The 12154-nt window shown below is 68.2% G+C and carries 7 protein-coding genes; 3 read left to right on the forward strand and 4 right to left on the reverse strand.

What is annotated here, in order from left to right; genetic code table 11:
- Positions 1-24: 24 nt before the first annotated feature.
- The 3 genes from ACUTR7_RS11430 to ACUTR7_RS11440 form a co-directional block, all read right to left on the reverse strand.
- Complete coding sequence (locus tag ACUTR7_RS11430; RefSeq protein WP_012206645.1) at positions 25-1107, reverse strand: AAA family ATPase; 1083 nt, start codon at positions 1105-1107, stop codon at positions 25-27.
- Positions 1108-1177: 70 nt separating this feature from the next.
- Positions 1178-2950, reverse strand: a complete 1773-nt coding sequence (locus tag ACUTR7_RS11435; protein WP_230355068.1) for a DUF5691 domain-containing protein — start codon at positions 2948-2950, stop codon at positions 1178-1180.
- A complete protein-coding gene (locus ACUTR7_RS11440; protein ID WP_445608887.1) occupies positions 2947-4392 on the reverse strand; it encodes an SWIM zinc finger family protein in 1446 nt (481 codons plus the stop codon). Before ACUTR7_RS11440 ends, ACUTR7_RS11435 begins: the two co-directional genes overlap by 4 nt.
- A gap of 477 nt (positions 4393-4869) precedes the next feature.
- Between ACUTR7_RS11440 and ACUTR7_RS11445 the strand changes: the two genes are divergently transcribed.
- On the forward strand, positions 4870-6189 hold the full coding sequence (locus ACUTR7_RS11445) for a putative DNA modification/repair radical SAM protein (protein ID WP_088164141.1): 1320 nt from the start codon (positions 4870-4872) through the stop codon (positions 6187-6189).
- A 15-nt stretch (positions 6190-6204) separates the two neighbouring features.
- On the forward strand, positions 6205-7044 hold the full coding sequence (locus ACUTR7_RS11450) for a TIGR03915 family putative DNA repair protein (protein WP_445608888.1): 840 nt from the start codon (positions 6205-6207) through the stop codon (positions 7042-7044).
- 77 nt (positions 7045-7121) lie between these two features.
- Here ACUTR7_RS11450 and purL read toward each other — a convergent pair whose 3' ends face one another.
- Positions 7122-11156 carry a phosphoribosylformylglycinamidine synthase gene (gene purL, locus ACUTR7_RS11455; protein WP_445608889.1) on the reverse strand — a complete coding sequence of 1345 codons (4035 nt, stop codon included), beginning with the start codon at positions 11154-11156 and terminating at the stop codon, positions 7122-7124.
- A 177-nt stretch (positions 11157-11333) separates the two neighbouring features.
- Between purL and map the strand changes: the two genes are divergently transcribed.
- Positions 11334-12149: a type I methionyl aminopeptidase gene (gene map / locus ACUTR7_RS11460; protein WP_034396030.1), complete on the forward strand. Its 816-nt coding sequence runs from the start codon at positions 11334-11336 to the stop codon at positions 12147-12149.
- The last annotated feature ends 5 nt before the right edge of the window (positions 12150-12154 follow it).

The following is a 12154-nucleotide window of genomic DNA, read 5'->3' on the forward strand; positions in this document are numbered from 1 at the left end:
GTCAGCGGTGCGGGACTGGGGGCTTCAGAGCTGCTCGCGGCAGGCGCGGTACAGGTCCTTCCAGTCGCTGCGCTCCTTGACCACGGTCTCCAGGTATTCCTTCCAGACCACGCTGTCCTGCACCGGGTCCTTGATCACGGCGCCCAGCAGGCCCGAGGCCACATCGCCCGCGCGCAGCACGCCGTCGCCGAAATGCCCGGCCAGCGCCATGCCGCTGTTGATGACCGAGATGGCCTCGGCCGTGGACAGCGTGCTGCTGGGCGACTTGACGCGCACGGTCTTGCCGTCTTCGGTCTGACCGTTGCGCAGTTCGCGGAAGATCTGCACCACGCGGCGCACTTCCTGCAGGGCCGGCGGCTCGGCGGGCAGGGCCAGGGCGCGGCCCTGCTCGGCCACGCGCTTGGTGACGATCTGCACCTCTTCGTCCTGCGATGCCGGCACGGGCAGGATGACGGTGTTGAAGCGGCGCTTGAGCGCGCTGGACAGCTCGTTCACGCCCTTGTCGCGGTTGTTGGCCGTGGCGATGACCGAGAAGCCCTGCACGGCCTGCACTTCGCTGCCCAGCTCGGGCACGGGCAGGGTCTTTTCGGACAGCACGGTGATCAGCGTGTCCTGCACGTCGGCCGGGATGCGGGTCAGCTCTTCGATGCGGGCGATCTTGCCCAGCTTCATGGCATTGACCAGGGGGCTGGGGATCAGCGCCTTCTCGGACGGGCCGTGGGCCAGCAGTTGGGCGTAGTTCCAGCCGTAGCGCAGCTGCTCCTCGCTGGTGCCGGCCGTGCCCTGCACCAGCATGGTGGAGTCGCCGCTGACGGCGGCCGACAGGTGCTCGGACACCCAGGACTTGGCCGTGCCCGGCACGCCGTACAGCAGCAGGGCGCGGTCGGTGGCCAGGGTGGAGACGGCGATTTCCATCAGGCGCGGATTGCCGATGTACTTGGGGCTGACTTCAAAGCCGTTGCCGAGCTTGCCGCCCATCAGGTACTGGAGCACGGCCCAGGGCGAGAGCTTCCAGTTGGGCGGACGCGGACGGTCGTCCACCTTGCGCAGGGCTTCGAGTTCTTCGGCGAATTGCTGTTCGGCATGCTGGCGCAGGACTTGGCTCATGGTGTGCTTCCGGGAAGGGGTAAGGGTTGGATTCGGTTCGGTTCGGGGTATGCGGCAGGACGGGCGCGGCTCAGGCCGGGCCGCGCAGGGCAACAAAGGCCTGGTGCAGGCCCAGGCGCAGATCGACGATGCGCTCCAGATGGCCGCGCATGCGCTCCTCATCCCAGGGCCGCACGCGGCTGCGTTCGAGGCGCGCCTGCTGCTGGGGCGTGAGGGGAATGCTTGCCGGTGCGGCAACTGCAGCGGCTGTGGCGGTAGCGGTGGCCGTGAATGCTGCCGCAGCAGCAGCAGGTTCGGTTTGCGGCTCGGGCTCAGGCTCGGGTTGCGCATCCAGCACCGAGGGCTTGCGCCACAGGTCGGCAAAGCGCTCCAGCGCGGTCACGTCCAGCATGCGCGCACAGGACAGCAGGGCCTGGTCAGCGCGGTAGCTGTGCCAGTTGCCCGTGATCTGCTTGCCGCCCACGGCCAGGTGCAGTGCCTCGGTCAGCCGCGCCGACAGCGCGGGCGAGAGCAGTTCGGCGCCGCCCAGCGACTGGGACATGCCCTCGATGGCATCGATGAGCTTGTGCCTGTCGCGCTCGAACTGGGCAATCCAGCGGGACTCGCGTTCCTCGCGGGACAACCGGGCCATGAGGGCGGGCAGGAGCGCGTCGTGGCGCATGTCGCGGCCCATGGTCTGGGCGGCATCGATCCATTCCACGTCCAACTGGTATTGCAGGGCCCGCACCCAGCCCTGGCGCAGTGAGGATTTCCAGTCGCTGCGCCGGCTCCACTCCATCACTTCCAGGGGCGTCAGGCCCAGGGCGCGGGTCCAGAAGGACACGGGCGTGAGCTGCACCATCTGCTCCAGCAGCCAGGCCTTCTTGCCGCCACGGTGGTAGGCGTCGGGCTTGAGCGTGATGCCGTCGCGCTCCCATTCCTTGAGGCCTTCTTCGGGAGGCTCCACGATCCACTGGCCCTTGTCGTCCTGCTGCAGCATGGACTGCATCCAGCCCATGACGCGCTGGCTGTGCGCGCTGTCCGGCAGACACGAGAGCATTTGCGCGGCGTTCTCGCGGATCTCCTTGCTGCGGTCGGACAGCAGTTTTTCGAGCAGCGGCTCATCGTCCATGCCCAGCCCCACGGCCAGGGCCTGGACCAGGGGCAGGCGCTCCTTGGCGCCCAGCTCCTTCAGACTGCCTTCCAGCCGCGTGCGGGCCTTGGCGGCATCGGTTGCGCGCTCGCTGCGCAGCAGGGCCACGCGCTGCTCCACCGAGCCCTCCTGCCAGACCAGTTCGGGGTCGGCGGTTTCCTCCACGCCGCTGGCATAGCTCCATTGCGGGTTGAGCGCGCCCAGCCAGCGTCCGCGCTCGCCCAGCACGGGGGCCAGCCACTGGCGCAGTTCCACGGACTGGCGGCCCTGCTCCAGCGCAGGCACCAGCAGATCGTGGGGCAGGCGCTGGCCGGCCTGGTCCAGGGTGCGCAGCATGGAGGCCTGCAGCTCGAACGGGCCGTCCTTGAGCACGTCGCCCATCAGGGTGTGCAGGCGCGCATCGGCAGGCGCGGTGCGCGACTCCGCAGGCGCGGCGGCCGGCACGGCCAGCGGTGCCGTCAGGCGCACCTGCGCGCCAGGCTGCCAGCCGGCCCGCTCGAACACGGCCGCCACGGCGCTGGCGCGCAGCAGTTGCTGGGCGGGCGAGTCACCGGCCACATCAGCGCGGGGCAGCAGCGCGGCCTGCACGGCCTGCTGCGACCCGCTTGCGGACGGGTCCACGCCCGAAGCCAGCGCAGGCGGCACGGCCAGCCGGTCCGAGCCGACCATGGCCGATTGCTGCAGCGCAGCCCAAAGTTGTGCGTTGCTCATACCGGATCACCCTGGTTCTGCCAGATACATTGCTGGGCGGTTTCACCCTCGCGGGCCTGCCAGGCGCTCAGCAGCCGCCAGCGGCCCACGGCCGGGCCGGGCTCCCATTCGCCAAACAGCTGCATGGGCGCACCGCCGCTGAGCGCCAGCAGGCGCCAGGCCTCGGCATCGTCAATCGCCACGGGAACGGGCTGCACTGGCGCCGCCGTGCCAGGGGCGGCCGGCGATGCATCCGGCGCTTGGGGCCAGGCCGCGAACCACTGGCCCTGGGCGGGCACCAGCCGCAGCCGGTCCTGGCAAAGCGGCTGCGTGGCCTGCAGCGGGTTGGCGGCAATGCGCTGGCCCAGCAGTTGCAGGACGTCGCCCACGGCCGATGTGGCCAGCGGGCTGGCGCCATCGGCAGGCAGCGCAGGCCCGTTGCCATTGGCCGCAATGGCGCGCAGCGGCGCATGGCCCGGATAGAAATTCAGCGCGCAGCCGTAGCGATGGCCCGGCACCCAGGCCGATTCAAAACCGCGCCCGCCCTGCGCATAGTCCAGCACCAGGGCCATGCGCCCCGTGCGCTGGCCCTGCAGCCAGACGCGCCGCTCCATGAGCCGGCCTTCGCGCTCGATCATGCGCAGGCCGGCCACCAGCCATTCGTCCTCGACCAGTTGGCCCCTGGCCTGCACCTCGGCCTTGTCCATGGGCCAGCCCAGCGCGGCCATCACGTCGGCCTTGACCTCGGGGCTGAGCGATTCGCGGCGGCGCACGGCGTCGATGATCAACTGCCAGTGGCCCAGCTGCACCAGCATGTCGCGCGGCCAGTCTCGGTGGCTGTCCACCAGATCCCTGCAATCCTTGATGCGCGCCGCCATGCCGGTGGCCTGCGCATCGACCATGCGCGCGGCCATGTTGTTCCAGCGCTGGCGCATCTGCGTGTCGCTGGCCTGGTTGGCCAGGCCAGCACGCACCATGTCCTGCATCCACAGCGACAGTTCCTGCAGGCCGGCTTCGACCTTGTCCCAGCGCTTGTCCTCGCGCCTGGCCTGCTGTTTGGCCGCGACCTCGGGATCGGGTGGCGGCTCGGCCGCTGCGGCGGCAGCCTTTGCCTCTTTCTTCTCGGCCTTTTCCTGGCGGCTGTCCAGCCAGGTCTGCACCCAGGCGGGCGGATCACCGCCTTCGGGGACTTGCCCGCCGGCACGCATCAGCATCAGCGCCAGCCCGTGCTTGCAGGGGAATTTGCGGCTGGGGCAAGAGCATTTGAAGGAAGGCCCCGACAGGTCCACCTGGGTCTGGTAGGGCTTGCTGCCGCTGCCCTGGCATTCACCCCAGACCGCCACGTCATTGGCGCCCATGGCGGGCCATTTGGCGGGCGATTGCAGGCCCTTGGCGGCCTTGCTGGATGAGGCGTCCGGCGACAGCGCCAGCACTTCGCTCTCTGTTCCTAATACACGCGACACCGAAGCTCCCTCTCCAAGTGTTTGTCATCGCCGGGCGCATTGAATGAAACGGCACTGCCCGGCAAACCCGAAAGCCTATCAGCAATAGTTATCGGCAATTTGAAACAATTCACAACAACACCAAACCTCTCTCCCATGAATGGGAAACCCCCATGGCGCGCAGCCAGCTGCGCTATATCAGCTCGTGCATTGATGGCACCAAGCCATGCCAGCCTTCAGGCATTGCGAAAGACGCAGAAAACACGCATTCACCATTTCCTGCGATGCACATCGCCACCCATTGGAAGCGAGCACTCATTCCGCACTGAAAACGGTTTCATTCCATTGCACTGGCAACCATTGCCATCCGCTGGCCATTGCGATAGCCCGACAGTGCGTTCGACCCGCAGCCAGGCAAGGCCGGACCAGACCCTGGCTGGGGGATGGGCTCTCAGAAAACCGGACTGCCAGGCAAATATACTGTATATTTATACAGCCATGGAGCTGCAACGCAAACTTTTCATCCTCGCCGACGCCGCCAAGTACGACGCCAGTTGCGCCTCCAGCGGATCGCAGGGGCGCGACTCGCTGGACGGCAAGGGCATGGGCTCGGTCACCGGCATGGGCATCTGCCACAGCTATGCGCCCGACGGGCGCTGCATCTCGCTGCTCAAGATCCTGCTGACCAATGTCTGCATCTTCGACTGCCGCTACTGCATCAACCGCAAGAGCTCCAACGTGCAGCGCGCCCGCTTCACGGTGGCCGAGGTGGTGCAGTTGACGCTGGACTTCTACCGGCGCAACTGCATCGAGGGGCTGTTCCTGTCCAGCGGCATCATCCGCTCCAGCGACTACACCATGGAGCAACTGGTGGAGGTGGCGCGCCGCCTGCGCGAGGAGCATGACTTTCGCGGCTACATCCATCTGAAGACCATCCCGGATGCCGCCCCCGAATTGCTGGCCCAGGCAGGCCGCCATGCCGACCGCCTGAGCATCAATGTGGAACTGCCCACGGCCAGCGGCCTGGCGCAGTTCGCGCCTGAAAAGGATGGACAGCGCATACGCCAGGCCATGCAGGGCGTGGACCGGCATGTGCAGGCCTGGCGCGCGGCCACGCGCGAGCAGCGCCAGGCGCAGTCCCTGCCCGGCGCGCCCGCGCAGCGCGCCGCCGTGCCGCGCTTTGCGCCGGGCGGGCAGAGCACGCAGATGATCGTGGGCGCCGACCGCGCAACCGATGCCGACATCCTCGAATCCAGCCACACGCTGTATGCGGGCTACGGCCTGCGCCGCGTGTACTACTCGGCCTTCAGCCCCATTCCCGATGCCTCGCGCGATCTGCCGCCGCAGGCGCCGCCCCTCATGCGCGAGCACCGGCTCTACCAGGCCGACTGGCTGATGCGCTTTTACGGCTACGGGGCGGGCGAGATCGCGGCGGCCAGCCGCCACGGCATGCTGGACCTGGAGATCGACCCCAAGCTGGCCTGGGCACTGGCCAACCGACAGCAGTTCCCCGTGGACCTCAACCGTGCGCCGCGCAGCCTGCTGCTGCGCGTGCCGGGCCTGGGCACGCAGACGGTGGACCGCCTGCTGGCGGCGCGCCGCGTGCGCAGGCTGCGGCTGGACGATCTGCTGCGGCTGCGCGCCCCCGTGCAAAAGGCCCTGCCCTTCGTGCTGATCGACGGCCACCGGCCCCTGCTGGGCGAGACCGACTCGGCCGCGCTGCGCACCCGGCTGATCGCGCAGTCGCAGGCCAGCCAGGCCCAGGCACGGCACAGCGGCATGCGCGTGCAAAGCGCGGTGCAGGCCAGCCTGTTCTAGAACCTGGAGCACGCCATGCAAGCACAGGCTCTCACCATTGAACTCGACAGCCCCGACGACTGGCCCGGCTTTCGCGCAGCCTGCCGGGCGCTGCTGGCCCATGGCGCCGACCCCGCTCTGGTGCGCTGGCGGTGGCCCGACACGCGGGGTGCGCAGCAACTCGGCGCGGGCGTGGACCTGTTTTCCAGCGCGCCGGAGCAGGCCATGCCCGCCTCGGCACTCGCCGGGCTGGCCGGCCCCGGCGAGGCAGGGCTGTCCCTGTCGGACACCCAGATGTCCGCGCTGCGCCATGCCTGCATGCACCGCGCGGCGGGCCGCTTCGAGCTATGCCACCGCTGGCTGGCGCGCATGCAGGCCCGGCCCGAACTGCGGCTGGACGCGCTGGATGCGGACTGGCGCGCCATCGAGGCCCTGGCCCGCCCCGTCTCGCGCGAGATCCACAAGATGCACGCCTTTGTGCGCTTTCGGACGACGCAGCGGCCGGACCAGCCCGAGCTGCACATTGCCTGGTTCGAGCCCGAGCACCACATCGTGCGCGCGGCGGCGCCCTTCTTCTGCAAGCGCTTTGCCAACATGCACTGGGCCATCCTCACGCCGCAATGCAGCGCGCACTGGGACGGCCATGCGCTGCGCCTGGCGCCCGGCGCGCGCCGCAGCGATGCCCCGCCAGCCGACGCGGGCGAGGCCCTGTGGCTGACCTACTACGCCAGCACCTTCAATCCGGCACGCCTGAAGGAGCAGGCCATGCTGCGCGAGATGCCGCGCCGCTACTGGCACAACCTGCCCGAGACGGTGCTGATCTCCACCCTGGTCCAGCAGGCCCGCGCGCGCACGGCGCAGATGCTGGCGCCGTAGCGGCAGCCGCCAAAAAGAAACAGAAAAAGAAAAGGCCCCGAAGGGCCTTTGTCTGCTTTGCAGCGTCGCTCAGTGCATCAACCCAGCCACTTGCGGGCGTTGCGCCACACACGCATCCAGGGGCTGAATTCCGACTTGTCGCCGTTGGTCCAGCTCATCTGCACGTTGCGGAACACGCGCTCGGGGTGGGGCATCATGGCCGTGAAGCGGCCATCGGCCGTGGTCACTGCCGTCAGGCCGCCGGCCGATCCGTTGGGATTGAACGGGTACTGCTCGGTGGCCTTGCCGTGGTTGTCCACATAGCGCATGGAGGCGATGGCCTTGTCCGCATTGCCGCGGTAGCGGAAGTTGGCAAAGCCTTCGCCGTGGGCCACGGCGATGGGCAGGCGGCTGCCGGCCATGCCCTGCAGGAACAGGCTGGGCGACTCCAGCACTTCCACCATGGACAGGCGCGCCTCGAAGCGGTTGCTCTGGTTCTGCGTGAAACGCGGCCAGTCCTGGGCACCGGGAATGATGTCGGCCAGCTCGGCAAACATCTGGCAGCCATTGCATACGCCCAGGCCGAAGGTGTCGCTGCGGCCGAAGAACTGCTGGAACTGCGCGGACAGGCTGTCGTTGAAGGTGATGGAGCGCGCCCAGCCGATGCCGGCGCCCAGCGTGTCGCCGTAGCTGAAGCCGCCGCAGGCCACCACGCCGGCGAAGTCCTGCAGCTGCGCGCGGCCGCTTTGCAGGTCGGTCATGTGCACGTCCACCGCGTCGAAGCCGGCTTCGGTGAAGGCGTAGGCCATTTCCACATGGGAGTTCACGCCCTGCTCGCGCAGCACGGCCACGCGGGGGCGCGCACCCAGGTTCAGGAAGGGTGCGGCGGGGTTCTCGGCCGGGTCGAACGTCAGGTGCAGGTGCATGCCCGGGTCGGCAGGCTCGCCGGCTGCGGCGTGCTCGCTGTCGGCGCAGGCCGGGTTGTCGCGCTGCTGGGCAATCTTCCAGCTGACGGCATCCCAGACCTGGTGCAGGTCGCTGAGCGAGGCGCCGAAGACGGACTTGGCATCGCGCCAGACCTGCAGTTCGCCCTTGCCCGCATCGACCTTGGACGAAACGGGGCGCGTCTTGCCGATGATGTGGCTGCAGGTGGACAGGCCATGCTCGCGCAGGGTCTGCAGCACGGCGGCGCGGTCAGCCGTGCGGATCTGCAGCACGGCGCCCAGCTCTTCGTTGAACAGCGCGCGCAGCGTCATGTCGTCGCGGCGGCCGCTGATCTGGGAGGCCCAGTTCTTGCCTTCGCCCGAGTCCATGCGGCTGTCGCTGATGCCGTCGCCTTCGGTGACCAGCATGTCCACGTTGATGGCCACGCCCACATGGCCGGCAAAGGCCATCTCGGCCACGGTGGCCAGCAGGCCGCCGTCGCCCTTGTCGTGGTAGGCCAGGATCTGGCCCTTGGCGCGCAGGTCATTGACGGCATCGACCAGGGCAATCAGGTCCTTGGCGTCATCGAGGTCAGGCGTTTCATTGCCGGACTGGCCCAGCACCTGGCCCAGGATGGAGCCGCCCATGCGCATCTTGCCGCGGCCCAGGTCCACCAGGACCAGGGTGCTGTCGTCTTCCGTGGCGTCCAGCTGGGGCGTGAGCGTGCCGCGCACATCGTCGATGGAGGCGAAGCCCGTGATGATCAGGCTGACGGGCGAGGTCACCTTCTTGACCTGGCCGCCCTCGTTCCACTGGGTGCGCATGGACAGGCTGTCCTTGCCCACGGGGATAGAGATGTCCAGTTGCGGGCACAGCTCCATGCCCACGGCCTTGACGGTGGCGTAGAGCGCCGCGTCTTCGCCGGGCTCGCCGCAGGCCGCCATCCAGTTGGCCGACATCTTGACCTTGGACAGCTCGATGGGCGCCGCCAGCATGTTGGTGATGGCCTCGGCCACGGCCATGCGTCCCGACGCCGGGGCATTGATGGAGGCCAGCGGCGTGCGCTCGCCCATGGCCATGGCCTCGCCCTTGAAGCCACGGTAGTCGGCCAGGGTCACGGCCACGTCGGCCACGGGCACCTGCCAGGGGCCGACCATCTGGTCGCGGTGCGTGAGACCGCCCACGGCGCGGTCGCCAATGGTGATCAGGAAGCGCTTGGAGGCCACGGTGGGGTGGGCCAGCACGTCGATCACGGCCTTTTCCAGGGGCACGCCGGTCAGGTCCATGGGCGGCAGCTCGCGCTGCACGGTGGCCACGTCGCGGTGCATCTTGGGCGGCTTGCCCAGCAGCACGTTCATGGGCATGTCCACGGGGAACTTCTGGTCGCCCGAGGCCACCGCCGTGTCCTCCAGCACCAGCTGGCGTTCTTCCGTGGCCGTGCCGATCACGGCAAACGGGCAGCGCTCACGCTCGCAGAAGGCCGTGAACTCGGCCAGCGATTCGGGAGCGATGGCCATCACATAGCGTTCCTGGCTTTCGTTGGACCAGATTTCCTTGGGCGCCAGGCCGGATTCCTCCAGGTTGACGGCGCGCAGGTCAAAGCGCGCGCCACGGCCCGCATCGTTGGTCAGCTCGGGGAAGGCATTGGACAGGCCGCCGGCACCCACGTCGTGGATGGCCAGGATGGGGTTCTTGTCGCCCTGGGCCCAGCAGTGGTTGATGACTTCCTGGGCGCGGCGCTCGATCTCGGGATTGCCGCGCTGCACGGAGTCGAAGTCCAGCTCGGCCGCGTTCGTGCCGCTGGCCATGGAGCTGGCAGCGCCGCCGCCCATGCCGATGCGCATGCCGGGGCCGCCCAGCTGGATCAGCAGGGTGCCGGCGGGGAACTCGATCTTCTGAGTCAGTTCGGAGTCGATCACGCCCAGGCCGCCCGCGATCATGATGGGCTTGTGGTAGCCGCGCATCACGGCATCGGCACCCACGCCGACCTGCTGCTCGTACTCGCGGAAATAGCCGGTCAGGTTGGGACGGCCGAATTCGTTGTTGAAGGCCGCGCCACCGAGCGGGCCCTCGATCATGATCTGCAGCGGGCTGGCGATGTGCTCGGGCTTGCCCACTTCGCTGCCCCACAGCTTGGAGACCGTGAAGCCCGACAGGCCGGCCTTGGGCTTGGAGCCGCGGCCCGTGGCGCCCTCGTCGCGGATCTCGCCGCCCGCGCCGGTCGATGCGCCGGGGAAGGGGGAGATGGCCGTGGGGTGGTTGTGCGTCTCCACCTTCATCAGCACGTGGTTGACGGCCTGCTTCTTCTGGTAGCTGGGCGCCTTGATCTTGTCCCGGGCCGCCTCGAAGGTGGCGACGAAGCGCTCGACCTCATGGCCTTCCATGATGGAGGCGTTGTCCGAGTAGGCCACCACCGTGTGCTGGGGCGAGACCTGGTGCGTGTTGCGGATCATGCCGAACAGGCTCTTGTCCTGGGCCTCGCCGTCGATGGTGAACTGGGCGTTGAAGATCTTGTGGCGGCAGTGCTCGCTATTGGCCTGCGCGAACATCATCAGTTCCACGTCCGTGGGATTGCGCTTGAGGCCCTTGAAGGCATCGACCAGGTAGTCGATCTCGTCGTCGGCCAGGGCCAGGCCCCATTGGCGGTTGGCGGTCTCCAGCGCGGCGCGGCCGCCGCCCAGCACATCGACGAACTCCATGGGAGCGGCGTCCAGGGCGGAGAACAGTTGCTCGGCCTCGGCGCGCGTGGCGAAGACCGACTCGGTCATGCGGTCGTGCAGCAAGGCGGCGATCCGTGCAGTCTGCTCGGCCGAAAGTTCAGGCGCGCTGCCCAGCACATTGCTCAGCAGGCCGGTCTTGAAGGCGATGCGGTATTCGGTGATGCGCTCCACGCGGAACACGCCCAGGCCGCAGTTGCGGGCAATGTCCGTGGCCTTGGAGGCCCAGGGGGAGATCGTTCCCAGGCGCGGCGTGACCACCAGGGCAGCACCGTCGGCCGGGCCTTCATAGGGGTCTCCATAGGTCAAGAGCGCCTGGAGGCGCTCTTGCAATGCGGGCGTGGGTGCGGCGTCCGTGGCCACCAGGTGCACGAAGCGCGCGGCAATGCCGGTGATTTTGGGATGGATGGAGACCAGTTCGGTCAGGAGCTGCTGGGCGCGGAACGAGCTGAGAGCGTTTCCACCCTCCAACTGTGTCAGATGCAAGGTCACGTGGCGGCCTGTTGGGTGAGGAGGCTTGTGAAAAGCGCCCTGCGGCCCCGCCCTCCGGGGGCTGGCTGCAAGGCGCTGAATCGGTGAGGCCGCTATTTTACCGGGCTGAGCCGTCCCGATGGCGACAGCCGCCCCTTACCCCTGCACGCCCGAAGGCGCAATGGGATAATTGCGGGCATGAGCATCACCATCAAGAGCGCTGAAGACATCGCAGCCATGCGCGTGGCCTGCCGCCTGGCTTCGGAAGTGCTGGACTACATCACCCCCCACATCAAGCCCGGCATCACCACGGCCGAGATCGACCGCCTGGGCGCCGAATGCATGGCGCAGCAGGGCACGGTCTCCGCCACCATCGGCTACCAGCCGCCCGGCTACCCACCCTACCCCGGACACCTGTGCACCTCGGTCAACCATGTGGTCTGCCACGGCATTCCCAATGACAAGCCGCTCAAGAAGGGCGACATCGTCAATGTGGACGTCACGGTCATCACCAAGGACGGCTGGTACGGCGACAACAGCCGCATGTTCATGATCGGAGAGTGCTCCATCGCAGCCAAGCGGCTGTCGGCACTGACCTTCGACGCCATGTGGCTGGGCATCCAGCAGGTCAGGCCCGGTGCCACGCTGGGCGACATCGGCAACGCCATCCAGACCTTTGCCGAAGGCCACGGCCTGTCGGTGGTGCGCGAGTTCTGCGGCCACGGCATCGGCCAGAAGTTCCATGAAGAGCCCCAGATCCTGCACTATGGCCGCCCCGGCACGGGCACCGTTCTCGAAGAGGGCATGGTCTTCACTGTCGAGCCCATGCTCAACCTGGGCAAGCGCGAGATCAAGGAACTGGGCAAGGACGGTTGGACCATCGTGACCAAGGACCACAGCCTCTCGGCCCAGTGGGAACACACCCTGGTGGTGACCAAGACCGGCTACGAAGTCATGACCCTGTCGGCCGGCTCGCCCGCGCTGCCCCCCTTCGTTACCACCACGAGCTGCTGAGGCTC

This window comes from Delftia sp. NA_296.1, assembly GCF_052692095.1.

Bases quoted from the DNA above. Each gene is read 5' to 3' on its own strand.
- ACUTR7_RS11435 (WP_230355068.1), bottom strand. From the start codon at position 2,950: ATGAGCAACGCACAACTTTGGGCTGCGCTGCAGCAATCGGCCATGGTC.
- ACUTR7_RS11450 (WP_445608888.1), top strand. From the start codon at position 6,205: ATGCAAGCACAGGCTCTCACCATTGAACTCGACAGCCCCGACGACTGG.
- ACUTR7_RS11445 (WP_088164141.1), top strand. From the start codon at position 4,870: ATGGAGCTGCAACGCAAACTTTTCATCCTCGCCGACGCCGCCAAGTAC.
- ACUTR7_RS11430 (WP_012206645.1), bottom strand. From the start codon at position 1,107: ATGAGCCAAGTCCTGCGCCAGCATGCCGAACAGCAATTCGCCGAAGAA.
- map (WP_034396030.1), top strand. From the start codon at position 11,334: ATGAGCATCACCATCAAGAGCGCTGAAGACATCGCAGCCATGCGCGTG.